Here is a 24,074-nt window from a genome sequence, read left to right as displayed (position 1 = left end):
CGATTGTGGGAGCGACATGCTCAGGCGCGTTCGCTGGTGATCACGGCGCCTTCGCGCATCACCAGCGTCACCGGCGTCTTCGCCACGACCTCCAGCAACCGGCTCCATTGCGCATCGGTCAGTCCGACGGAGGCGCGAAGCCTGCGGTGCACGTGCAGCTTGCCGGATTCGTCGCGCCGCGAGGACAGCTCCGCGCTGAACTCGCCCAGGTCCCACCCCTTCTTCTCCGCATACATGCGCAGGGTGATCGCGGTGCATGCCGCCAGCGAGGCCAGGTACAGGTCGAACGGCGCCATGCCCTGATCCTGGCCGCCCAGCGCGGCCGGCTCGTCGGCGGTCAGCGTGTGCCCCCGGCTGGTGATGTGGTGGGCGTAGGACGTCCCTGTCGATACGACGTTCACATGGGCCATGGTGTGTCTTTCTCTCTGTCGATGATGGGCACGGTCGCAGGCAGCCCGGGAGCCGCTCAGGCTGCGAACCTACAGGCTAACGTCGGTAGCGCGCCACCCGGCGTTCCGTTTCCTGCGACACAGCAGCGCAGCGCATGGTGCTACCGGCACGGACACCGGAGTGACAAGGTTGCGGCTTTCGGACAAGGCAGCGCATGCAACAACGCACGTGGGTGGCAGGGTCCATCGCCATCGGCGCGAGCGCCAGCGGGCAACGGGAGGCCAGAGCGCGCGCCGTCGTCCGCGCCCTCACGCATATTGAAGCCCGTTTCCATGAACCGCTCACGCTGAGCGGCATCGCCGCGGCCGCCCACGTCAGCAGGTTCCATTTCGCCAGGCTGTTCCGTCAGGAAATCCGGATGAGTCCGATGCAATACGTGCGCTGGCGGCGCATCCTGGAGGCCAAACGCCTGCTTCGTGCTGGCCAGGTGCCCTTGACCCTGATCGCCACGGGCGTGGGCTTCTTCGACCAGAGCCATTTTTCCCGCGCATTCCGTTCTGCCACCGGGCTCACCCCGCATCAGTACGCGTCCCGTGGCGTCATCGAGCACGATGCGGGCGAGCCGGATGCTTCTCTCCCCGCCATTCGTCTACCGCCCTGGAGCACCCATGTCCCTATCCCCTGACACCCCCTTCGATTACGACCGCCTGATGCGAGCCAACCTCACGCGGGTGTTCGGCGAACGCGATGCGGCGCTGCGCATGCAGGCGATTCGCGAGCTGTATGCCGACGACGCCGTCCTGAACGAGCCGCACGCCTCTGTGCGTGGGCATGCGGCCATCGGCGATGCCGTCACCACCCTGCTCGCCAGCCTGCCACCCGCGTTCGTGTTCACCGCCGTGGGACCGGCCAGCGGCCACCACGGCGTCGGCCGGCTGCAGTGGCATTCGGGCCCGGCCGATGGACCGGCAGTCGTCACCGGCATGGACATCGCGCAGATCGAAGAAGGCCGCATCCGCGTACTCACGGTGTTCCTGGACGGGCCCGCGTCATAGGCGGATGTGCGTGTCCGCGTTTCGCACGTGGACACGTAAACGCATGAATGTCCGCGCCGGTGGCCTCCTCCCGAGTCGTGACGCGTTGTCCGACTAGTGACGCCCCCGGGCATGAGGCAGCGAGGATCGCCATGTCGGACGCCGATACCGCACGCGCGCACGGGCGCGTCCTGCCCGACACGATCCCGCCGGAGGAACAGAGTGCCCTGCACGCGCGCGAGGACGCCCTGCGCCGCGATGGGGTGAGCACGCCGCTGCGTTCCACCGTCGGTCTGGCCCTGTCGGGAGGCGGCATCCGCAGCGCCACCTTCTGTATCGGCCTGCTGCGCGGGCTGGCCCGCAACGGCGTGCTGCCACGGCTGGACTACCTGTCCACCGTGTCGGGCGGCGGTTATGCCGGCGCGGCGTTCGGCCGGCTGGTCGCGGCGCTGGGACTGAAGCGCGCGCAGGAACTGCTCCAGCGCAACGACTCGATGGCACTCGCGTGGCTGCGTCGCTACGGCCGCTACCTCACCCCGCGCGGGGCGCGCGACTACGGCGCCGCGTTCGCCACCTACCTGCGCGCCGGCATCGCCATCCACCTGGAATTCGGCCTGATGGCCATGCTGGTCGGCTGCCTGGTGGTGCTGCCGCACTTCCTGCAGAACGACCTCAACCTGCTGTCGGCCGAACAATGGGAAGGCTGGGCCAGTGCCTGGTGGCCGCTGGCGGCGGCCTGCTGGCTGGCGCTGGTGCCCGGCAGCCTGGTCAGTTACTGGATGCTGCGCGACGTGATACCGGAGCCCGGCAAACCGGAGCCCCAAGGCGCGCGCATCGCGTTCGGCGATGTCGCCGTCATCGTGGCCACGGCGGTGACGGCGGTCTGGATCGGGGCCGCGCTGTGGGCGCCGGACACCCGCTGGCTGCGTGCGCCACCGCTGCTGGTGGCGCTGGTGCTGGCGCTGGCCAGCGTGGCCGTGCACGGGACGGTGCTGCTGGTCCGCTGCCTGCGCTCGCGCGGGGTCGGCCGCAGCGTGGCCAACGCGCAGCTGCGCAACCGCATGACGGCGCAGCTGCGCCTGTTCAACCTGGTCACTCTGCTGTTGCTGGCGGCCGGTGCGCTGGATCTGCTCAGCTGGTGGCTTATGAACGTGCTGCAGTCCGGCGGCGCGTGGGTCTACGGCGGTCTGGGCGTGGGTGGCGTGCTGCTGGCGGTGGTGCGCGCGTACGCCGATCCGCTGCAGAAGATGGCCAATGCCGACGAGGGGCCGTCGCTGGGCATCGGCCCCCGCCTGCTGGACCTGCTGGGGATCGGCGTGGCGCTGTTGCTGCTGCTGGCATGGGTGACGCTGGTGCAGTGGTGGGTGTTCGATGCGGTGCCGGCAGTCGCGCAACTGCCGGTGCTCGACAACCGCGGCGGACGGCTCGGCCTGCTCGCCGCTGCGTTGGTCGGGTGGCTGCTGCTGACCGCATGGAACGCGGAGACCGCCAACACCTCGTCGATGCACAACTTCTACCGTGCGCGGCTGACGCGCGCCTACCTGGGCGTGGGCAATCCGGCGCGGCACCTGGACGAGATGCCCACCCCGGGTCCGGCGGCACCCGACAATCCCGAACGCGTCTCCGACGTCACCGCCGTGGTGCCGGGCGATGACGTGGCGCTGGCCGATTACCGTCCGGAGCTGCAAGGCGGCCCGCTGCATCTGGTGAACGTCTGCCTCAACCAGACCCGCGGCGGCCGCAGCGGTCTGTACAACGCCGACCGCAAGGGCGAATCGATGGTCGCCTCGGCACGCGGGCTGGAAGTGGCGCGCGAAGGCACGCCAATCCTGCTGCAATCGGGGCTGGACACGCTGGGGCGCTGGATCGCGATCTCCGGGGCCGCCGCCGCGCCCGGTGCCGGCGCGTACACCACGCGCGGCTGGGCGCTGCTGCTGTTCCTGGCTGGCGCACGCCTGGGCTACTGGCTGAAGGTCGGGCGCGCGCAGGCGTTCCAGCCGGCTTCGCGCCTGCGCGAAGCACTGCGTGGCTCCAAGGCCGGACGTCTGCTGTCCGAAGCGATGGGCCGGTTCCATGGACAGAGCGCGGCCAGCTGGTACCTGTCCGACGGTGGCCACTTCGACAACACCGGCGTGCATGCGCTGCTGCGGCGGCAGCTCGACTTCATCATCCTGGCCGACTGCGGCGCCGACCCGCAGTACCAGTTCGGCGACCTGGAGAACCTGGTGCGCAAGGCGCGCATCGACTTCGGCACCGACATCGAGTTCTACACGCACGAGAGCGCCGGCCGGCTGCCGCTGCCCACCGATACCCAGATCAACATCCTGGCACCGGAAGACCTGCGCCACCTGTACACCGCGCGCGGCGTGCTGCTGGCGCGCATCCGCTACCCCGAAGTCAACGGCGAACGCCGCGTCGGCACGCTGCTGGTGGTGAAGCCCAACCTGCACTGGGCGCTGGACAGCGACGTGCTGGCCTATGCCAGCCGCAATCCGCTGTTCCCGCAACAGCCGACGTCCGACCAGTTCTTCGACGAGGCGCAGTGGGAGAGCTATCACCGGCTCGGCGAGGACTTCGGCGACGCACTGCACCCGCGCTGGCTGGCGCGCATTCCCGGCTGGTCCTCGCCGGTGGAAGGCGACGACGAACTGCCGCCGCTGCGGCGGCTGCAGTTCCGACCGGCCGAACCGGATGCGCAGGCGGTCCCGTTCTGGCGCGGCAACGCGAAGACGGCAGCACTCGGGGCGACGCTGGGCCTGGGCGTGCTGGTGACGATGCTGGTGCCGCTGATGCAGGTGTTCGACCGCATCGAGGAAAGCCGGCAGGCGCAGGTGGACCGCACCCAGCAGCACATCGATGTCGCCACCGAGGCGCTGGACCTGTGGGAAGAGACGCCGGACCAGCCGCCCTTCGCCAGCGATGCGCAGAAGATCGCGATGGCCGCGCTGTACCGACAGGTCGCCGACGTCCGGCTGGAAGACGCCGGCGACAGCGATGCCGGTGCGCTGGTCTATCGCGCGCAGCAGCAGTGCAGCATCCTCCCCGGCCAGACGCTGGGCACCTTCTGCCGGCCGTCGACCGCGTTCGAAGACCGCGAGCGCTCGGGGCTGTGCGACTACGTGTGCACACAGCCGGGCACGCGCTACTACGGCTACTGGGGCAAGAGCCGCGACATCACCCCGCAGGACGAGATACCACTGGACGTGTCGCCGGCCGTCGGCGCCATCGCGGGCGCCGCGGTGGGCGCGCAACCCGTGCCTGCGCCGCCACCGCCGCCCGACCCCGTCCCCACGCTGGGGAGCGAGATGCCGGTTCCCGCACCACCGCCTCCGCCTCCTCCCGTTGCCGACACCCGCCTGCAGGCCTGCCGCCAGGGGGATCGCGATGCCACGCTCTACGTGCATGTCTATGACGAAGCCACGCGCGCGCGCATCGCGACGTTGGAGCCGCCGGTTGCCGACAGCGGCGTGCGCATTCCCGGCATCGAGAACGTGGTGAGCTCGGCCACGGCGCGCAAGGCACGTCCGCCCACGCCCTACCGCACGCCCACGCTGATCGTGCACGACCTGCCCCACCGGCAGGCCTGTGCCGACGCCGTCGCCGCCTGGGTGCAACAGCAGATAGAACCCTGGTACGGCCCCGGCAACGGGGTGGCGATCGCACCGCTGCCCTCGCGCTTCAGGCCGGGCAAGGGCGTGATGGAACTGTGGCTGCCGCCGGTGGACAGCACCTATGGCGGCCACCGCGACATCTCCAAATGGGCCAACGAAGCCCAGACCCGTTGAACCGGATCAGTCGCGCGCGTCGGACCTGCCCGGATACCGCAGGTGGCGCTGGCGGAGGCGGAGGAAATCCGCCAGCGGCGCCTGCCACCGCGCTTCGATGGCGTCCAGCGTGTCGCCGCGTGCGATGGCCTCGCGCAGCCACGGCACGCCGGCCAGCCGGTCGAAGAACGGCGGTTCGCCCGGCAGGAAATCGAAGTCCTGCGGATGCTGGTCGTGCAAGGCCTTCAACACCGCGACGCCGGTGCGGACCGGGCGGAACGCGGCACGATCGGTGACATGCAGCTGCACGCCGCCGCAGGCCTGGCCGGCGTGCTTGGAAAAAGTCGGCGTGAACCAGGTCGGACGGAACCGCACGCCCGGCAACGCCATCGCATTGAGCCGTTCGGCCAGCGCGCGCGCATCCACCCACGGTGCGCCGAGGGTCTCGAACGGCCGCGTGGTGCCGCGTCCTTCCGACACGTTGGTGCCTTCCAGCAGGCCCATGCCCGGATAGACCAGCGCGGTGTCCGGCGTGGGCATGTTGGGCGATGGCGGCACCCACGGCAGCGCGCCCCGCAGCGGTTCGTCGCCACGTCGCCATCCCTGCATCGCCACCACATGCAGCTCGGCGCCGATGCCGAATTCGGCATTGAACAGCGAAGCCAGTTCGCCGATCGTCATGCCATGCCGCAGCGGGATCGGGAACAGGCCGACGAACGAGGCCAACGCCGGCTCCAGCACCGGGCCTTCGACCTGCACACCGCCGAGCGGGTCCGGACGGTCGGCGACGACGACCGGAATGCCCGCACGCTTCGCCGCACGCATCACGCCCGCCAGTGTGTAGGGATAGGTGTAGAAGCGCGTGCCCACGTCCTGGATATCGAAGACCAGCACGTCGATGCCGGCCAGCATCGCCGGCGTGGGTTCGCGATGCGCTCCGTACAGGCTGTGCACCGGCAGGCCCGTGGCGGCATCGCGCGAGGAGGACACCTTGTCGCCCGCCTGCACGTCGCCGCGCACCCCGTGCTCGGGCCCGAAAAGCGCGACGAGCGTGAAGTCCGGATGCGCGGCAAAGCGGTCCACGTCGCTGCGCAGCTGGCTGTCCAGCCCCGTGGCGTTGGTCACCAGCCCGACCCGCTTGCCACGCAGCAGGTCCAGCCGCTGTTCCAGCAGTACCTCGATGCCCAGGCGTGGTGCCACGGCCTCGGCTGCGACAGCGGCCGCGTACGGCCAGAAGGACGCCAGCGACAACAGCGCCAGCAACACGCGGGCGCGGACCGGGCGCAGTGCAGCATGCAGGGGACGATGGAACCGGGGCATAGTGTCACGACCGTTTGCTATCGTTGTCACGACAATAGCAGCCTGCGTCCGTCGCCGCGCCATCCGCCGGCAATGCCGCATTCTTCCGTTGTCAGGTGAGCGATCCGATGTCCCGTACGGCGAAACGCATCATGCGCAGCATGTCTTTCCTTGTCATGGCCGGCGTGCTGGCCCCCGCGGCGGCCCAGCCCGCGACCAACCGCCTGGGCGTGTCGCCCTCGGCGCAGTCGCAGGATTTCGTGGCGCACAAGCAGCAGTTCCAGTTGCACAGCCTGCTGACGGAACAGCGCCATCCGCGCAGCGTCGACCTGAGCACCCGCATCGCCGCCGACACCGCCGATGGCCTGGCCTCGCTGCTGGCCGTTGACGAGGACATCGCGAAAGCGCTGCAGGGCGTGGCCGCCGATCCGGCGCGCCTGGCCGCCCTGGACGCGGCCTCGAGGGAGATCACCCGCGCGCTGCGCGAAGGCCATCGGCTGTACTTCTACGGCACCGGTTCCACCGGACGCCTGGCGGAAACCATCGAAAGCGGGCTGTGGCGGCCGTTCTGGCAGCGCACGGCGCAGTCGCCGCTGATGGCGAGGATCGAAGCGCGCTATCCGACACTGGGCGAGCGCGTGCGCGGCGAAATCACCGGCGGCGACCGTGCGCTGATCGCCTCGCTGGAAGGCTTCGAGGACATTCCCGAGATCGGCCGCCTGCAGTTGCAGGACAACGGCATCCGTCCGCAGGACCTGGTGTTCGCCGTCACCGAAGGCGGCGAGACCTCGGCGGTGATCGGCACCGCGCTGGCCGCCGCCGACCAGGCCGGCGCGGACGCGCGCCGCACGTGGTTCGTCTACAACAATCCGGACGACGTGCTGCGCCCGTTCGAGCGCAGCCGCCGCGTGCTGGACGATGCGCGCATCACCAAGATCCCGCTGCCGACCGGACCGCAGGCCATCACCGGCTCCACCCGCATGCAGGCGACGACGACCAGCCTGTACGTGCTGGGCGTGGTGCTGGAAGACGCCACCCGCGCGCTGCTGCGCGACGTGTTGTCGGCCGACGAACTGGCCTCGCTGGGCTTCAACGACGTCGGCATCGCCGACCGTCTGCGCGGCTTCACCGCCCTGCAGCGGACCACGGCGGCCGCGGCACCGAAGCTGGCCGCATGGACCGACCGCGAGGCCGCCAGCTACGCCAACGGTCGCCGCAGCACCTATCTCGCCACGCGCGCGCTGATGCCGGTGTTCGTGGACGTCACCGAACGCGCGCCGACCTTCCGGCTCGGCCCGCTTGATCCGGTCAACGCGAGCGAGCGGCGCTCGTGGATCCAGGTGTGGACCCCGGCCACCGATGGCGCACAGGCGTGGCAGGCGCTGCTGCACCGACCGTTCCATGGCCTCGACAAGGCGCTGTACTTGCCGCCGTTCGAGAACGGCATTGACGATCCCTATCTGCGCGAGGCCGCGTTGCGCGGCCTGTCGAATGCGGGCGACGAACAGCAGGCGCTGTACGACCTGTCGTACTCACCGGCCAACATGCAGCGCAATGCGCCCGCGGCCGGAGACTCCGGCGCGCTGATCCTGCTCGGCGACGAAGCGCATCGGGAGGCGAACCGGCAGTGGCTGCAGGCCGCCACCCAGGCTGGCGCCGAGCTGGTGCTGGTGTCGGTGTCCGCAAGGCCGCTGGCGTCGGAGGTGCTGCGCGATGTCGCCGCCCCCCGTCCGGTGCCGGTGATCGCGGTGACCGTGCCGCAGCGCGACGCGTTCGAACTCGACCAGACCATCGTGCTGAAGATGCTGATCAACGCGCACTCCACCGGCGTGATGGCCAAGCTGGGCCGCGTGGTCGGCAACACCATGACCAGCGTGCAGCCGGGCAACCTGAAACTGATCGGCCGTGCCACATGGCTGATCCTCTCGCACGTCAACGGCACGCTGGAATCCTCCGCATGGCGCGCCGCGCACGGCACGACGGCGCCGCTGTCGTATGCCGAAGCGAATGCGGTGCTGTTCGACGCCATCGAGCAGCGCCGCAACGCGGTGGGCGCGGCCGGCCTGCCGGAAGTCGAGCTGTCCGTGGTGGCCGTGCTCGAGGCCCTGAAGACGGGCAAGCCGGTGGACTGGCCCGCGGCCGCCGCAACGCTGCGAGCGCAGGGCCTGAACCGTTATCTGGCGCCCTACGCCACCCCCACGCAGGACGCTACGCCCTGAGAGAGGGAGCGACTCGCGTCGCTCCCTCACGCTTATTCGATCAGCGCTGCTCTTTCGCCCGCGCGAACGCCGCCGCCAGCGCATTGTCGGCCGGCGCTGCGCTGGGCTTGACCGGTCCCGGTCCGCGCCGCGGGTCGCGCGAGGGGCCGCGCTCCTGCCCGCGCGACGGACGCGCATCGTTCGTCCGCGCCTCTCGCGGTGCCTGCGGCGCCGGCGCGTCGTCCAGCCGGCGGGTCAGCGCGATGCGCTTGCGCGCCACGTCGACCTCCAGCACCTTCACCTTGACGATGTCGCCGGCCTTAACCACCTCGCGCGGATCTTTCACGTAGCGGTCGGCCAGCGCGGAAATGTGGATCAGGCCGTCCTGGTGCACGCCGATGTCGACGAAGGCGCCGAACGCGGCCACGTTGCTGACCACGCCTTCCAGAATCATGCCTTCGCGCAGGTCCTTGATGTCTTCCACACCGTCGGCGAAGCGCGCGGCCTTGAACTCGGGGCGCGGATCGCGGCCGGGCTTTTCCAGTTCCTTGAGGATGTCGCGGATGGTCGGCACGCCGAACTTCTCGTCGGTGTACTGCTCAGGCTTCACCGCGCGCAGGAACACGATGTCGCCGACGATCTGCTTCACCTGCCGGCCGCTGCCGGCCAGGATGCGCTCGACCACCGGATAGGCTTCCGGATGCACCGAGGAGGCGTCCAGCGGTTCGTCTCCGTCGGCGACGCGCAGGAAGCCGGCGCACTGCTCGAAGGTCTTCTCGCCCAGGCGCGGCACGCCAAGCAGCGCCTTGCGCGAGCGGAAGGCGCCATGCTCGTCGCGGAAGCGCACGATGTTCTCGGCCACCGTCGACGACAGGCCGGACACGCGCGTCAGCAACGCCGCCGAGGCGGTGTTGACGTCTACGCCGACCGCGTTGACGCAGTCCTCGACGCGGGCATCCAGCGCGCGGGCCAGACGGAACTGGTCCACGTCGTGCTGGTACTGGCCCACGCCAATCGCCTTCGGCTCGATCTTCACCAGCTCGGCCAGCGGGTCCTGCAGTCGGCGCGCGATGGAGACCGCGCCGCGGATACTGACGTCGAGATCCGGGAATTCCTTCGACGCGAACTCCGAGGCGGAATAGACCGATGCACCGGCCTCGCTGACGACGATCTTCTCCAGCTTCAGCTCCGCCGCCTGCTTGATCAGGTCGCCGGCCAGCTTGTCGGTCTCGCGGCTGGCGGTGCCATTACCGATGGCGATCAGCTCCACCTGGTGTTTCGCGCACAGCGCACGCAACACATGCAGCGACGCGTCCCACTGGCGCCTGGGTTCGTGCGGATAGATCGTGGCGTGGTCGACCAGCTTGCCGGTGCGGTCCACCACGGCGACCTTCACGCCGGTGCGCAGGCCCGGATCCAGGCCCAGCACGGCCTTCGGTCCGGCGGGCGCCGCCAGCAGCAGGTCCTTGAGGTTGTCGCCGAACACGGCGATGGCCTCGGCCTCGGCCTTCTCGCGCGCCTGGTTGAACAGGTCCAGCAGCAGGTGCATGTGCAGCTTGGCGCGCCAGGTCAGGCGGCAGGCATCCAGCAGCCATTTGTCGGCGGCGCGGCCCTTCGACGCCACGCCTGCATGCACGGCGACGCGACCTTCGGCCTGCTGGTGACCGGCCTCGGCCTCCATGCCCGGGTCGAGATCGAGCAGCAGGATCTCCTCGCGACGCGCGCGGAACAGCGCCAGCAGGCGGTGCGAGGGAATCTTCGCCAGCGGTTCGGCATGGTCGAAGTAGTCGCGATACTTGGCGCCTTCGTTCTCCTTGCCCTGCGCAACCTTGGCGCGGATCACGCCGACCTCGGTCATCCAGGCGCGCAGTTCGCCGACCAGCGCGGCGTTCTCGCCCCAGCGTTCCATCAGGATCGCGCGTGCGCCGTCCAGCGCCGCCTTGGCGTCGGCCACGCCCTTCTCGGCGTCGATATAGGCGGCCGCCGCGACTTCCGGCACCTGGGTGGGATCGGCCAGCAGGCCATCGGCCAGCGGCTCCAGTCCCGCCTCGCGCGCGATCTGCGCGCGGGTGCGACGCTTGGGCTTGTACGGCAGGTACAGGTCTTCGAGGCGCGCCTTGCTGTCGGCCGCTTCGATGTCGGCACGCAGCGCGTCGGTCAGCTTGCCCTGCTCGTCGATGCTGGCCAGCACGGCGGCGCGGCGGTCTTCCAGTTCGCGCAGGTAGGTCAGGCGCATCTCGAGGTCGCGCAGCTGGATGTCGTCCAGCCCGCCGGTGACTTCCTTGCGGTAGCGGGCGATGAAGGGAACCGTGGCGCCTTCATCCAGCAGCGCGATGGCGGCCTTGGCCTGCGCGGTCTGGGCGCCGATCTCGGCGGCGATGGTGGCGGCGATGTGCTGGGCGATCGTGGGATTGCGGTCTTGCATTGCGTCCGTACTGGAAAACCCGATGGACCGGGTGGGACCCGGATTGTGGCAACCGGCGGCCGCGCTGGAAACGGGTTGACAGCGCGGCCGGGAATCACCAAAGAAAACGGGCCGCTTGCGCGGCCCGTTTTGCATACGCGGCAACGATGGCTTACGAGCGAACCGGCAGCACGCGGACTTCGACGCGGCGGTTCATCGCGCGGCCGGCGTCGGTGTCGTTGCTGGCGACCGGATAACGCTTGCCCATGCCGACGATCTCGAAGCGCTCGCGCTGCAGGCCCTGGCCGATCAGGTAGTTGCCGACCGCGGACGCACGCTGTTCCGACAGGCGCTGGTTGACCGCGTCCGAACCGATGCTGTCGGTGTGGCCGCTGACTTCCACGATGGTCTGGTTGTACTCGCGCAGCGTGGCGGCCACGTTGTTGAGCGCGGGATAGAACTGCGACTTCAGGTCGGCCTTGCCGAAGTCGAAGGTCACGCCGTCGGGCAGGTTGAGCTTGATGACGTCGCCATCGCGGCTGACGTCGATGCCGGTCCCGGCGGTCTGGCGGCGCAGTTCGGCCTCCTGGCGATCCTGGTAGGCACCGATGGAGCCGCCTGCCAGGCCGCCCACGCCCGCGCCGACCAGCGCGCGCTGGCGGCGCTCGGTGGCGTCGCTGCCGCTCAGCAGGCCGGCGACCGCGCCGATGCCCGCGCCGATCAGAGCGCCGGTGCGGGTGCGGTTGGGGTCGTTCGGGTCGCTGGTCTGGCCGGTGTAGCTGGCGCAGCCTCCCAACATCGTCACGGTAAGCGCCGCGAGGGCGCCGGTCTTGAGCATCGCGTTCATGGTGTCTCCTGGGTGGCTTGCGGGTAAAGCGAACGGGGGGCAAGCCTAACCAGCAGAATGTTCATGCGACGCGATTTGAGCCCTGTTCATTCAGGTGGCGGCGGGGATCAGGACAGCATGCCGCTGGCGGTCGGCGCATCGAGCGTCCGCTCCCAGTCCCCCATCAGCGACAGGTACAGCAGCTTGTCGAACTCGGGTCCGAACCGGCGGATCACCGCATCCGGGTCGGGAATCAGCTTGGCGTCGGCGATCAGTCCGAAGTGCACGCGTCCGTTGTAGCTGAGGATGGACACGCCGATGCCGATGGACCCGGTCTGCGGTACCCAGAACATCATGTCGCGGACGCGCGAGCCGCCCATGTACAGCGGCTGCTGCGGACCGGGCACGTTGGTCGCCACGGCGGTCGCCTTGCGCGAGAACAGCTCCAGCGCGACGCTCTGGATCGCCGCCGGCGCCATGCCAAGCGCGGCAAGAAGTCCAAATGCAACAATGGCTTGCCGTGAATTCTTAAGGTCACGCATGCACTCGGCAACACGTTCGAGCCGGCGGATCGGGTTGTCCTCGCCCACCGGCAGATCCAGGAACACAAGGCCGAAGTGGTTGCCCAGCTTGCGCGCATGTTCGAGCGGTCGCAGGTTGACCGGGACGGTCGCGCGCAGGGTCACGCCGTCCAACTGCTCGCCGCGTTCCAACATGTAGCTGCGCAACGCGCCGGCCGCGGCGGCCATCAGCACGTCGTTGACCGTGCAGTCGCAGGCGCGCCCGACCGCCTTCACTTCCTCCAGGTCCAGCGGCTCGGCCCAGGCCACGCGCTTGCTGACACCCAGCTTGCCGCGCAGCAGGGTGGGCGGATCGTCCGACAGCGACAGCGCATGCAGCAGTTCGCGGCCGATCTCGCCGCCCTCCTTCGCCAGCATCGTCGCCAGCGTGGGGTCCTGCATCATCTCCATGCCCTTGCCCAGCACCTTGCCGCCGATCTGCACGTAGCGGTCGATCGCGCCGACCCGACGCACGACCTCGGCGCCATCCTTCTTCAGCCACGCCGAGCGCAGGTCCTTGCCGGCATCCGGTTTGCGGCTGGTATCGGTCAGCGACAGCAGCACCTGCACCAGCGCGATGCCGTCCGCGTAGCTGTGGTGGATGCGCGCCACCAGCGCCGAACCGGTGCCGTAGCGTTCGATCAGGTGGAACTGCCAGAGCGGCTTGGTCTTGTCGAGGGGCGTGGACGCCATCTGGCTGGTGAAGCGTTCCAGCGCCTTCTTTTCGGATTTCGGGTCATGCCGGCCGGGCAGCGCGGAGATGCGCACGTGCCAGTCCAGGTCGAAATCCTGGTCGACGACCCAGGACGCCCCCGCCGGCGTGTCGACGGCCTTCTGCAGGAAGCGCGGATAGGCCAGGAAGCGCTTCTTTATCACCTGCTTCAGGCGATCGAGCGTCATCGGCTCGTCGAACATCAGCACGCCGGTGATCATCATCGGGTTGGTCGGACGACACATCCGCAACCAGGCGGTATCCACCCGCGACATCGGCTCGCGACGCGGCTTTGCCGGCGCCTTCTTCGTGGCCATGCATGTTCTCCTCTCCCGCACCGAGTGAAGCACGCGGTGCCGAAAGGCGTCAAACGCGGCTCAGCTCACGGTCTGGCGGTACGCCGCCAAGGCGCCATCGCGGCCGACCGCCAGATCGGCGATGGGATGGCGCGGATAGTCCGGCGCCAGCCGCGCCAGCACGTCCGGCTTCTGCCACGGCGCGAAACGCAGCGGCACGGGCAGCGCTGCCAGCTCGGGCACCCAGCGCGCGATGTACGTACCGTGGGGATCGAACTTCTCTGCCTGCGTCACCGGGTTGAACACGCGGAAGTACGGCGCGGCATCGGCGCCGGTGCCCGCGGTCCACTGCCAGCCCAGCGTGTTGCTGGCGAGGTCGGCGTCCACCAGCGTGTCCCAGAACCAGCGCGCACCGTGCAGCCAGTGGTAGCGCAGGTGCTTGGTCAGGTAGCTGGCCACGATCATCCGCACGCGGTTGTGCATGTAGCCGGTGGTCCAAAGTTCGCGCAAGCCGGCGTCGATGATCGGCACGCCGGTGCGTCCGCGTTGCCAGGCCGCCAGCGACGCCGGATCGACCTTCGCCCAGTCGAAATGCTCGAAGCGCGGGTTGAGGTTCTGCGTCGTCGTCTGCGGAAAGTGGTGCAGCAGGTGGTAGCCGAACTCGCGCCAGCCCAGCTCACGGATGTAGCCGTCCATGTCGGCGCTGTTGGCGGCGGTGCGCACGCGCTCCAGCTCGGCGGTGATCCGCCAGGGGGCGATTTCCCCGAAGTGCAGGTAGGGCGACATCCGTGAGGTGCCGACACGATCGGGACGGTCGCGGTCGGTGCGGTAGCCGTTGAGCGCACCGTCGATGAAGACCTCCAGTGCCTCGCGTGCGCCGGCTTCGCCCGGCGTCCACGTGTCCCAGAAGCCTGCATCCCAGCCGAGCGACGGCACGAGCCGCCACGCCTCCAGCGGTTCGCTCCGCAGCGCGTCATCGACCGGTGGCAGTCGTGCCGGCGCCGTCCACGATTCGGGGACCCGCCACTGCGCCAGGGCCGCGCGCCAGAACGGGGTGAACACCTTGTACGGCGTGCCCTGCTGGGTGGCGAGGTCCCAGGGCTCGAACAGCAGCACGCCCTTGAAGCTTTCCACCTGCAGTCCACGTTCGCGCAGCGTCTTCTTCAACGCCGCATCGCGTGGCTGGGTGGCGGGTTCGTACTTGCGGTTCCAGAACACCGCCTCGGCGCCGGTGTCGGCCACCAGGGTGTCCAGCGCGGTGGCGCTGGGACCGCGCCGCCGCAGCAGGCGCGATCCACGGGCCTGCAGGTCGGCATCGAGCGCCGCCAGCGTGCGATGCAGCCACGCGTTCGATGCGCCACCCGGCGCCCACTCGCCCTCCTCTTCCGGTGCATGTACGTACACCGGCACGGGCGTGAACCCCTGGTCTAGCGCCGCGCGCAGCGCCGGATTGTCGTCCAGGCGCAGATCGTGGCGAAACCAGACGAGGGCGTTAGGCATGTGGAGAATCCAGGGCAGAGAAGCGCTTTACGCGGCCGACGATGTTCCGGATGCGCCGCCGCTGTATTCGCGCGGGATGCGTGCGTTCAACCCGGTCAGGATCTCGTACGGGATGGTGCCCGCGGCCTGCGCCACCGCTTCGCACGAGATCGTCTGCTCCCCTTGCCGGCCCATCAGCACCACCTCGTCCTCGTTGTAGGCCGTGCCCACGGGACCCAGATCGACCATCAGCTGGTCCATGCAGACCCGTCCGACGATGGGACGACGCGCACCGCGCACGAGCACCTCGCCACGCGAGGACAGCGAACGCGGATAACCATCGCCATAACCGATCGGCACGGTCACCACACGCGTATCGTCCGTCGCGGTCCAGGTGGCACCGTAGCTGACGCTGCGACCCGCCTTCACCACCTTGAAGTAGACCACTTTAGAGACCAGCGAAAGCGCTGGTCGCAGGTCAACGGTCGGTCGCGAGGCGGGGTCCGGCATCACGCCGTACAGCGCGATGCCCGGACGCACCATGTCCAGGCAGGTCTCCGGGAAATGCAGCACGCCGCCGGAATTGGCCAGGTGGCGGATCGGCATGGGCGCACCGATGCGGTCGAAATGCGTGCACGCATGCAGGAAGCGCTGCAGCTGTTCGTGCGTCATCGGCGATGCCGGGTCGTCCGAGCACGCCAGGTGCGAGTAGATGCCCTTCACCGTGCACCACGACGACGCGACGGCGGCGTCGATGAAAGCGCCCGCGTTCTCGCTGTGCACGCCGATGCGCTCCATGCCGGTGTCGACCTTCAGGTGGATCACCGCCTTGCGTCCCAGCGACGCCGCCGCCTGCTCCACCTGCCGCAGCTTGGTGATCGAGGAGACGGTCACCTCCAGATCGTGGGCGAGGAACTGCGCCACCTGCGGCGCGTGGATGCCGCCCAACACCAGGATCGGCACCGTCAAGCCGGCACGGCGCAGCGCGATGCCTTCCTCGACGAACGCGACGCCCAGTTGGTCGATGCCCTGCGACTCGAGATGAAGCGCCACCGGCACCAGGCCGTGGCCGTAGGCATTGGCCTTGACGATGCCCATCACCGGTACGCCGACATGGGTGTGGATCGCGCGCAGGTTTTGCGTCAGCGCGTCCAGATCCACGCGGATGCGCGTGGGGCGGTCGTTGGCCTCGGGGCGGAGATCGTGGTCGGGAATCACGTGGGCAGCCGATGGCGTCATGCGCAGATTGTAGCCCCGGCCGACGGATTCCCCAGCCAGCGCGACCCGTCACCACACGGCTACACTGGCACCGACGTGATGTTCCAGAGGGAACCGCATGAAACCCAACCAAGGGTTCATTCTGGCCGGTGTCGTGTTGCTGGCGGCCTGCGCGGGATGGTGGGCGTGGAAGCACGCCGGCACATCACCGATGTCCAATGATGCGACGGGGTCACTCGCTGCGGAATCACCTGTCCCGCGTATGGACGGACCCGGTGCAGGCGCGAGCGCCTTGGCTCATCCTGCGGGGGATCATTCGTCCCGCATCGCGACTTCCGACACCGACACCGACGCGGCAGCCACCATGCCGGCGCCCGTCGTACCGCGCGACGCCAATGTGGGTGTTGCGCCGCGCCCGATTACGCCCGAGGGCGAAGCGAGGATTGACGCCCTGCTTGCCGGATTGCGACGCACCGACGACGCGACGGCCCGGGACTACGAACTGCTGGCGCGCTCGGAACCCTCGGACCCCGACACCTCCCCTCGCCTGGAATCATTGATCCAGCAGGTCATCGATCGTCATGCGGGCGACCTCGGACAGCTGGAAATCACGCGCCCACGCTGCAGCAGGAGCTTGTGCATGTTGGCAGCGGTTTCTCATGTGCCACAGACCCGGCACGCCCAGGCCGATTACTCGCGCCTCACCGGCCACATGTTCGCCGAGCCGTGGTTCCGCGAGGCGTTCTTCGATCAACGGACGACCGTTCACGGGGATCGCCAGGGCGTGGTCTATGTGAGCTACTTCATCCGCAAATAGCCTGCTACTCGAACGCACCGATGCTGTCGTGGCTCAGGTTGTCGAAGCGGGTGTACTCGCCGAAGAAGCGCAGCTTGCACGAGCCGGTCGGGCCGGAACGCTGCTTGCCGATGATGATCTCGGCCAGGCCTTTGTCCGGCGAGGTTTCCTTGTTGTAGTAGTCGTCGCGGTAGATGAAGACGATCATGTCGGCGTCCTGCTCGATGGCGCCCGATTCGCGCAGGTCGGCCATCACCGGGCGCTTGTCGGTGCGCGTTTCCAGCGAGCGGTTGAGCTGCGACAGTGCGATCACCGGGACGTTGAGTTCCTTCGCCAGGCCCTTCAGCGAGCGCGAGATCTCGGAGATCTCGGTCGCGCGGTTCTCGCTGTTGCCGGGCACCGACATGAGCTGCAGGTAATCGATGACGATCAGCCCGAGGTCGTGCTCGCGCTTCAGCCGGCGCGCCTTGGAACGCAGTACGTCGGGCGACAGGCCGGGCGTGTCGTCGATGAAGACCTTGGCCTGGTCCTTGAGGATGCGGATGGCGCTGGTGACGCGGCTCCAGTCCTCGTCCTCCAGCTGACCGGTGCGCAGCCGGGTGGCGTTGATGCGGCCGACCGAGGAGATCAGGCGCATCGCCAACTGGCCGGCCGACATTTCCATCGAGAAGATCGCGACCGCCTTCTTGGACTTGATGGCCGCGTACTCGGCCATATTCAGCGCCAGCGTGGTCTTGCCCATGGCCGGACGCGCCGCCAGGATCACCAGGTCGGTGGGCTGCAGGCCCGCGGTCATCATGTCGAACTCGGTGTAGCCGGTCGGCAGGCCGGTCACCGTACCGCCGCTCTCGGAGCGCACGCGCAGGACCTCGAACGCGTCCTTCAGCGCGTCGTTCATCGCCACGAAGTCGGTGCGCCCGCGCGCGCCCTGCTCGGCGATGGCGAACACCTTCTGCTCGGCCACGGCCAGCATCTCGTCGCTTTCCTTGCCCTCGGGCTGGAACGCGTCGTTGACGATCTCGGTACCGACTTCGATCAGCTGCCGCATCACCGCCTTGTCGCGGACGATCTCGGCGTAAGCAGTGATGTTGGCGGCCGACGGCGTGGTGCTGGCCAGTTCCACCAGGTAGGCACCGCCGGCGACCAGCTCCATGTGTCCCTGCGATTCGAACCATTCGCCCAGCGTCACGGCGTCGAACGGCCGGTTGCGCTCGGCCAGTTCGCCGATGGCACGATAGATCAGCTGGTGGTCGCGCCGGTAGAAGTCGTTGGGCGTGAGCTTGTCGTTGATGCGGTCGTAGGCCTCCGGTGCCAGCATCAGGCCGCCCAGCACCGCCTGCTCCGCTTCGATGGAGTTTGGCGGCACGCGCAGTTGTTCGATGCGCGAATCGTGCGGGTCGGTGCGGAAGCCGGTACGTGCGGGCATGGACAGAGACAACCAGATCGGAGGAACGCCGGACCGGACATGCTAGAGGCCCGGCCTGTGGGCTCGCGACGGAACAACCTGTGGATAAGTGACGCACGTTGACCGCGCGTCATCTCACCCGCTGCGACGGAACCGTCCGCCGGTCCGCAGAAACAGCACGGGCGCCTTTCGGCGCCCGTCTGTCGGCATCACGGAGGATGCGCGGGGTGGATCAGGCTTCGGCCTGCACCACGACCTTGACGGTCGTCTGCACGTCGGCGTGCAGCTTCACGACGATGTCGTACTCGCCGATGTTGCGCAGCGCGCCTTCGCCCATGATGACCTCGCTCTTCTCGAGCGGCAGGCCGGCGGCGGTGAAGGCGTCGGCGATGTCGCGCGGGCCGACCGAACCGAACAGCTTGCCTTCGGTGGCGGCGTTGGCGGTGATCGTCACGCTGGCGCCTTCCAGCTTGGCGGCGCGGGCTTCGGCGTCATCATGCACGGCCTTGGCCTTGGCTTCGTACTCGGCGCGCTTGGCTTCGAACTCGGCGACGTTGGCGGCGGTGGCCGGCACGGCCTTGCCCTGTGGCACCAGGAAGTTGCGGCCGTAGCCCGGCTTGACGTTGACCTTGTCGCCCAGGACGCCCAGGTTGGTCACTTTCTGCAGAAGAATCAGTTCCATCGTGTATCTCCGATTCGTTAGCGGCCGCAGGGCGACCGCAACTGGTTGCTGTCCGAATGGACGGTATTTTTGAAGACAGGAGTGAGCGAAGAAGAGTGAGAAGTGAGGGAGAACACACCTCTTCACTCACTCCTCGCGGCGGAGCCACTACTCACTCCTCGCCCTCAGACGTCGTGGTTGTCCGTGTACGGGATCAGCGCCAGGAAACGGGCGCGCTTGACCGCGGTGGACAGCTGACGCTGGTAACGGGACTTGGTACCGGTAACGCGGCTCGGCACGATCTTGCCGTTCTCGGTCAGGTACTGGCGCAGGGTGTTGAGATCCTTGTAGTCGATCTCTTTCACGCCTTCGGCGGTGAACTTGCAGAACTTGCGGCGACGGAAGAACTTGGACATGGGTGTGCTCCTCAGGCGGCTTCGGCGGTGTCGGAATCGGTCGAGGCTTCGGTACCGGCCTCGTCGTCGTCACGGCGGCGGCGCTCGCCACGCTCGGGCTTGTCGCCCTTCTCGTCCTTGTTCTTCATGATCAGGGACTGCTCGGTGTCCGGGCCATCACGCTTGATGACCAGGTTGCGCAGCACCGCATCGTTGAAGCGGAAGCTCTCGACCAGCTCGCTCAGCACGGCCTGGTCGGCTTCGATGTTGAGCAGCACGTAATGGGCCTTCACCAGGTTCTGGATCGGGTAGGCCAGCTGGCGGCGGCCCCAGTCTTCCAGACGGTGGATGGTGCCGTTGCCCGCCTCGATCAGCGACTTGTAGCGCTCGATCATGGCCGGCACCTGCTCGCTCTGGTCCGGATGGACCAGGAACACGACTTCATAGTGACGCATCGTTTTTACCTTTCGGATGTGGGTCCGGCCAGGGAAAAGGCCGGACGGAACAGCCCCCCGATGCCCGGATCGGACACGGTGGAGCGAGGACCGACGGCCAGGCCGACCATCGGGAGCCGGAAATTATGGCAGGTCAACCACTTAGGGGCAAGTCACGGCCCGCGGAGCGGTCAGGCGGCGTCGGCGGCCGTGGTGAAGCTCTCGCCGCAGCCGCACTCGGCCGCCGCGTTGGGGTTGCGGAAGATGAAGGTTTCCGAGAGCCCCTGCTTGGCGAAGTCGATCTCGGTGCCGTCGACCAGCGGCAGGCTGGCGGCGTCGACGTAGATCTTCACCCCCGCGAACTCGAACACGGTGTCGCCCTCGCGCGCGTCGCGGGCCAGGTCAGCCACATGGCCCCACCCCGAACAGCCGGTGCGGGTCACGCCGAAGCGCAGGCCGAGTGCAGCCGGGGTCTGCTCGACGAAGCGCTGCACGCGCTCGAGTGCGACCGGGGTGAGGGTGATGGCCATGCGTGTCTCCTGTGCAACGCAAACGATTATAGGCCGCCGGGCGCGCCGAGGGCTGCGCGGCTCTTGTAAACTCCGCGTTCCATTAATAAGTCTGTTATCGAAGGATTCAAGCCATGACGGTGGTGAGCGTCGAACATGCGCTGGCGGGCAAGCTCCCGGCCGGCGGCGAAGTCACGGTGCGCGGCTGGGTGCGCACGCGGCGCGATTCCAAGGCGGGCCTGTCCTTCGTCAACGTCAGCGACGGCTCCTGCTTCGCGCCCATCCAGGTGGTGGCGCCCGATTCGCTGGCCAACTACGAGTCCGAGATCAAGCACCTGACCACCGGCTGCGCGGTCGTCGCCACCGGCACGCTGGTCGCCTCGCAGGGCCAGGGCCAGAGTTTCGAGATCCAGGCCTCATCGGTCGAGGTCGTGGGCTGGGTGGAAGACCCCCTCACCTACCCCATGCAACCCAAGCAGCACTCGCTGGAGTATCTGCGCGAGTTCGCCCACCTGCGCCCGCGCACCAACCTGTTCGGCGCGGTCACCCGCATCCGCAACTCGCTGGCGCAGGCGGTGCACCGGTTCTTCCACGAGAACGGCTACTTCTGGATCAGCACGCCGATCATCACCACCTCCGACGCCGAGGGCGCCGGGCAGATGTTCCGCGTGTCCACCCTGGACCTAGTCAACCTGCCGCGCGACAAGGAAGGCGCGGTCGACTTCTCGCGCGACTTCTTCGGCAAGGAGACCTTCCTGACCGTCTCCGGCCAGCTCAACGCCGAGGCGTACGCGCTGGCGATGAGCAAGGTCTATACCTTCGGCCCGACCTTCCGCGCCGAGAACAGCAACACCACGCGCCACCTGGCCGAATTCTGGATGATCGAGCCGGAAGTCGCCTTCAATGACTTGGCCGCCAACGCGCAGCTGGCCGAAGACTTCCTGAAGTACCTGTTCCGTGCCGTGCTCAGCGAGCGCGCCGACGACCTGGCCTTCATCGCCGAGCGCGTCGAACCGACCGCGCTGACCCGGCTGGAAGCTTTCGTCAACTCGCCGTTCGAGCGCATCGACTACACCGATGCGATCGCGCTGCTGCAGAAGTCGGGGCAGAAGTTCGAGTTCCCGGTCGAATGGGGCCTGGACCTGCAGACCGAACACGAGCGCTGGCTGACCGAGCAGCATGTCGGCCGCCCGGTGGTGGTGACCAATTATCCGGAGCACTTCAAGGCCTTCTACATGCGTCTGAACGACGACGGCAAGACGGTCGCCGCGATGGATGTGCTGGCACCCGGCATCGGCGAGATCATCGGCGGCAGCCAGCGCGAAGAGCGCCTGGACGTGCTGGACGCGCGCATGGCGCAGTTCGGCCTGGATCCGGCGCATTACGGCTGGTATCGCGACTTCCGCCGCTACGGTTCGGTGCCGCATGCGGGCTTCGGCCTCGGCTTCGAGCGGCTGGTGGTGTATGTCTGCGGGCTGTCCAACATCCGCGACGCCATCGCCTACCCGCGCGCGCCGGGCAACGCGGAGTTCTGATGATCCTGTTCTTCGCCCTCTGCTTCGTCGGGGTCGCCATCGCCGGCTTCTGCGCGTTCGTCATCTTCTGGCCGCTGACGCTGGTGCATGTCCGCGACCGTCACGGCGCGCTCGGCGCGGAGTGGGGCGAAGGCGCCTTCCTCAAGCCGGTCGCGCTGCGCTGGCTGCTGTCGGGCGACTACCGCAGCATTCCGGACACGTCGCTGTCGGGCCTGGCCACGCCGGCGCGCATCTCGCTGTGCGTCATCATGGTCGGGCTGGCGATGGCCGGCCTGCTGGCCCTGTGGGCGGAGGCGTTCGCATGACGCCGTTCCTCCGTGAAGACTGGTACCTCGCCTCGCTGGGCCGCACGCTGATCTGGGCACGCTTGCGCGTGCTGGACGCCGGCACCGCCGAGGTGCTGGACAGCGACGGCAACACCCTGCCCTACGACAGCGAGGACAGTGCGCGGGCCGCGCTGTTCGATGCGGAGTTCGTGGCGTTCGACGGCCTGGACGAAGACGACGCGCTGGCGCGCGGCTTCTCGCTGGCCGGCGTGCAGCCGCCGCACGCCGACGACGATGCCGCACTGGTGCCGAAGATGGTGCAGTCGCTCGGCGCACGCGCCTGATTCCACCATGTATACGCCACGCGCGTTCGTCGAAACCGACCTGGTCGCACTCGACCGGCTGATCGCGCGCGATGCCTTCGTCACCCTGGTGACCGTCGCCGACGGGGTGCCGTGTGTCAGCCACCTGCCCGTGCTCTATGCGCGTGAAGGCGACCGGATCGTCATCGAGGGGCACTGGGCGAAACCGAATCCGCAGGCGCGTCATGCCGGCCCTGCCCTGCTGATCGTGCATGGCCCCCATGCCTATCTGTCGCCGGGCTGGTACGTGGACAAAGAGGAAGCCGCACGCGTCCCGACCTGGAACTATGCGGTCGCGCACCTGCATGGCGTACTGGAGCTCACCGACGACACCGCCGAACTGGCGTCAATCGTCGATCGCCTCAGCCAGCTCAACGAAGCCCGGGTGGGCAACGACTGGCGCTTCGAGCATGACCGCGACGACCATGTGCGCCAGCTGCGCGGCATCGTCGGTTTCCGCTTCATGGTCGAGCGCGTGGAGTTGAAGTTCAAGCTCAGCCAGAACCATCCTGCCGCCAATGTCGAAGGCGCTGCCGCCGCGCTGAGGCAGCTGGGGGGCGAAGACAACGTGGCGGTATCCGAGCTGATGCGCGAGCGCCTGGCCCGCCAGGCAGCAGATGTGGGAGCGACGTGAGTCGCGACACGGCGACTTCACCCTCCAGGAGGGCCGGGAAAGCATCGCGACTCACGTCGCTTCCACAAGGCTAAACTCGCCCCACCTCCGCCCTGGATCCTTGCATGGACCTCAACCTCGCCGGCCGGCATGCCTTGGTATGCGGTGCCTCCGAAGGCATCGGCCGCGCAGCCGCCCATGAGCTCGCCCTGCTGGGCGCGGACGTGACCGTCCTGGCCCGTCGTGCCGAGGTGCTGGCGGACGTGGCCGCTGCGCTGCCGCGCATGGCCGCAGAACAGCACCACGGCAGTCTCGCCATCGACGTCGCCGATGCTGCGGCATTGCAGGCAAAGGTCGGCGCACTCGTGGCCGCCCGTCCGGTCCACATCCTCATCAACAACACCGGCGGCCCGCCCGGCGGACGCGCCATCGAGGCCGGCGCCGACGACTACCTGGCCGCCTTCCAGCGCCACCTGCTGGCCAACCAGTCGTTCGCGCAGCTGACGGTACCCGGCATGCGTGAAGCCAGCTGGGGCCGCATCGTCAACGTGGTCTCCACCTCGGTGAAGGAGCCCATCGCCAATCTCGGCGTCTCCAACACCATCCGCGGCGCGGTGGCCAGTTGGGCCAAGACGCTGTCGAAGGAACTGGGCGCCGACGGGATCACCGTCAACAACGTGCTGCCCGGTTACACGCGGACGCAACGACTTGAACAGATCCTGCAGGACCGCGTGCAGGCCACCGGCAAGGACGAAACCGCCATCAGCGCCGCCATGCTCGCCACCGTGCCGACCGGCCGCTTTGCCGAGGCGCACGAGATCGCCGCCGCCATCGCCTTCCTCGCCTCCCCTGCAGCGGCGTACATCACCGGTGTCAGCCTGGCCGTGGACGGTGGCCGCATGCAATCGATCTGAGGCC

At 68.4% G+C, this 24,074-nt stretch carries 21 protein-coding genes and 1 pseudogene; 10 read left to right on the top strand and 12 right to left on the bottom strand.

Annotation, left to right across the window (positions count from 1 at the left end; all coding sequences use genetic code 11):
• Window positions 1-20 precede the first annotated feature (20 nt).
• Window positions 21-410, bottom strand: a complete 390-nt coding sequence (locus ASD77_RS14220) for an OsmC family protein (RefSeq protein ID WP_055943039.1) — start codon at window positions 408-410, stop codon at window positions 21-23.
• Between the two features lie 194 nt (window positions 411-604).
• Here ASD77_RS14220 and ASD77_RS14215 point away from each other — a divergent pair, with 194 nt between their 5' ends.
• The 3 genes from ASD77_RS14215 (at window position 605) to ASD77_RS14205 (ending at window position 5,209) form a co-directional block, all read left to right on the top strand.
• Entirely contained in the window at window positions 605-1,075 is a 471-nt protein-coding gene (locus ASD77_RS14215; RefSeq protein ID WP_055943036.1) for a helix-turn-helix transcriptional regulator, read from the top strand.
• Entirely contained in the window at window positions 1,059-1,445 is a 387-nt protein-coding gene (locus ASD77_RS14210; RefSeq protein ID WP_055943033.1) for a nuclear transport factor 2 family protein, read from the top strand. The genes ASD77_RS14215 and ASD77_RS14210 overlap by 17 nt, the downstream gene beginning before the upstream one ends.
• A gap of 131 nt (window positions 1,446-1,576) precedes the next feature.
• Entirely contained in the window at window positions 1,577-5,209 is a 3,633-nt protein-coding gene (locus ASD77_RS14205; protein ID WP_055943030.1) for a hypothetical protein, read from the top strand.
• Window positions 5,210-5,215: 6 nt separating this feature from the next.
• Here ASD77_RS14205 and ASD77_RS14200 read toward each other — a convergent pair whose 3' ends face one another.
• Window positions 5,216-6,508, bottom strand: coding sequence for a DUF1343 domain-containing protein (locus ASD77_RS14200; RefSeq protein ID WP_055943027.1), 1,293 nt, complete (start codon window positions 6,506-6,508; stop codon window positions 5,216-5,218).
• A gap of 140 nt (window positions 6,509-6,648) precedes the next feature.
• Here ASD77_RS14200 and ASD77_RS14195 point away from each other — a divergent pair, with 140 nt between their 5' ends.
• Window positions 6,649-8,706, top strand: coding sequence for a hypothetical protein (locus tag ASD77_RS14195; RefSeq protein ID WP_156383652.1), 2,058 nt, complete (start codon window positions 6,649-6,651; stop codon window positions 8,704-8,706).
• A 40-nt stretch (window positions 8,707-8,746) separates the two neighbouring features.
• On the opposite strand, the gene ASD77_RS14190 is transcribed toward ASD77_RS14195, so the two are convergent.
• From ASD77_RS14190 to alr, 5 genes and pseudogenes are all read right to left on the bottom strand, one after another.
• Window positions 8,747-11,110: a Tex family protein gene (locus tag ASD77_RS14190; RefSeq protein WP_055943021.1), complete on the bottom strand. Its 2,364-nt coding sequence runs from the start codon at window positions 11,108-11,110 to the stop codon at window positions 8,747-8,749.
• Between the two features lie 151 nt (window positions 11,111-11,261).
• A pseudogene (locus ASD77_RS14185) lies at window positions 11,262-11,834 on the bottom strand (OmpA family protein); the annotation flags it as partial.
• A 209-nt stretch (window positions 11,835-12,043) separates the two neighbouring features.
• Window positions 12,044-13,504 (bottom strand): wax ester/triacylglycerol synthase family O-acyltransferase, encoded by a 1,461-nt coding sequence (locus tag ASD77_RS14180; RefSeq protein WP_055943018.1) that lies wholly within the window; start codon window positions 13,502-13,504, stop codon window positions 12,044-12,046.
• 60 nt (window positions 13,505-13,564) lie between these two features.
• Window positions 13,565-14,983: a deoxyribodipyrimidine photo-lyase gene (locus ASD77_RS14175; RefSeq protein WP_055943015.1), complete on the bottom strand. Its 1,419-nt coding sequence runs from the start codon at window positions 14,981-14,983 to the stop codon at window positions 13,565-13,567.
• Window positions 14,984-15,010: 27 nt separating this feature from the next.
• Window positions 15,011-16,201, bottom strand: a complete 1,191-nt coding sequence (gene alr, locus ASD77_RS14170) for an alanine racemase (protein ID WP_055943012.1) — start codon at window positions 16,199-16,201, stop codon at window positions 15,011-15,013.
• Between the two features lie 97 nt (window positions 16,202-16,298).
• On the opposite strand from alr, the gene ASD77_RS14165 reads away from it, so the two are divergent.
• A complete protein-coding gene (locus ASD77_RS14165) occupies window positions 16,299-16,997 on the top strand; it encodes a hypothetical protein (protein WP_156383651.1) in 699 nt (232 codons plus the stop codon).
• Between the two features lie 4 nt (window positions 16,998-17,001).
• Here the strand turns inward: ASD77_RS14165 and ASD77_RS14160 are convergent, their stop codons facing one another.
• The 5 genes from ASD77_RS14160 to ASD77_RS14140 all read right to left on the bottom strand — a co-directional run bounded on the left by ASD77_RS14160 (window position 17,002) and on the right by ASD77_RS14140 (window position 20,401).
• Window positions 17,002-18,402 (bottom strand): replicative DNA helicase, encoded by a 1,401-nt coding sequence (locus ASD77_RS14160; protein ID WP_055943006.1) that lies wholly within the window; start codon window positions 18,400-18,402, stop codon window positions 17,002-17,004.
• A gap of 211 nt (window positions 18,403-18,613) precedes the next feature.
• Window positions 18,614-19,063: a 50S ribosomal protein L9 gene (gene rplI / locus ASD77_RS14155; RefSeq protein WP_055943002.1), complete on the bottom strand. Its 450-nt coding sequence runs from the start codon at window positions 19,061-19,063 to the stop codon at window positions 18,614-18,616.
• 164 nt (window positions 19,064-19,227) lie between these two features.
• Window positions 19,228-19,458, bottom strand: coding sequence for a 30S ribosomal protein S18 (gene rpsR, locus ASD77_RS14150; RefSeq protein ID WP_055942998.1), 231 nt, complete (start codon window positions 19,456-19,458; stop codon window positions 19,228-19,230).
• An 11-nt stretch (window positions 19,459-19,469) separates the two neighbouring features.
• Window positions 19,470-19,892: a 30S ribosomal protein S6 gene (rpsF, locus tag ASD77_RS14145; protein ID WP_055942995.1), complete on the bottom strand. Its 423-nt coding sequence runs from the start codon at window positions 19,890-19,892 to the stop codon at window positions 19,470-19,472.
• 170 nt (window positions 19,893-20,062) lie between these two features.
• Window positions 20,063-20,401 carry an iron-sulfur cluster assembly accessory protein gene (locus ASD77_RS14140; RefSeq protein ID WP_055942992.1) on the bottom strand — a complete coding sequence of 113 codons (339 nt, stop codon included), beginning with the start codon at window positions 20,399-20,401 and terminating at the stop codon, window positions 20,063-20,065.
• Between the two features lie 113 nt (window positions 20,402-20,514).
• Between ASD77_RS14140 and asnS the strand changes: the two genes are divergently transcribed.
• From asnS to ASD77_RS14115, 5 genes are all read left to right on the top strand, one after another.
• Window positions 20,515-21,915 carry an asparagine--tRNA ligase gene (gene asnS, locus ASD77_RS14135; RefSeq protein ID WP_055942989.1) on the top strand — a complete coding sequence of 467 codons (1,401 nt, stop codon included), beginning with the start codon at window positions 20,515-20,517 and terminating at the stop codon, window positions 21,913-21,915.
• The gene (locus tag ASD77_RS14130; protein ID WP_055942986.1) at window positions 21,915-22,220 is read left to right on the top strand and encodes a hypothetical protein; all 306 of its coding nucleotides are present in this window, start codon (window positions 21,915-21,917) and stop codon (window positions 22,218-22,220) included. Before asnS ends, ASD77_RS14130 begins: the two co-directional genes overlap by 1 nt.
• On the top strand, window positions 22,217-22,525 hold the full coding sequence (locus ASD77_RS14125) for a hypothetical protein (RefSeq protein ID WP_055942981.1): 309 nt from the start codon (window positions 22,217-22,219) through the stop codon (window positions 22,523-22,525). The genes ASD77_RS14130 and ASD77_RS14125 overlap by 4 nt, the downstream gene beginning before the upstream one ends.
• Window positions 22,526-22,532: 7 nt before the next feature.
• Window positions 22,533-23,177 carry an FMN-binding negative transcriptional regulator gene (locus ASD77_RS14120; protein WP_055942977.1) on the top strand — a complete coding sequence of 215 codons (645 nt, stop codon included), beginning with the start codon at window positions 22,533-22,535 and terminating at the stop codon, window positions 23,175-23,177.
• Window positions 23,178-23,281: 104 nt separating this feature from the next.
• On the top strand, window positions 23,282-24,070 hold the full coding sequence (locus ASD77_RS14115; RefSeq protein WP_055942974.1) for an SDR family oxidoreductase: 789 nt from the start codon (window positions 23,282-23,284) through the stop codon (window positions 24,068-24,070).
• Window positions 24,071-24,074 lie beyond the last annotated feature (4 nt).

Origin of the sequence: Pseudoxanthomonas sp. Root65, from assembly GCF_001427635.1 — a bacterium.
GTDB lineage: Bacteria > Pseudomonadota > Gammaproteobacteria > Xanthomonadales > Xanthomonadaceae > Pseudoxanthomonas_A.
The sequence above is the reverse complement of the archived record's forward strand: the minus strand, read 5'-3'. Positions and strand labels throughout refer to the sequence as shown.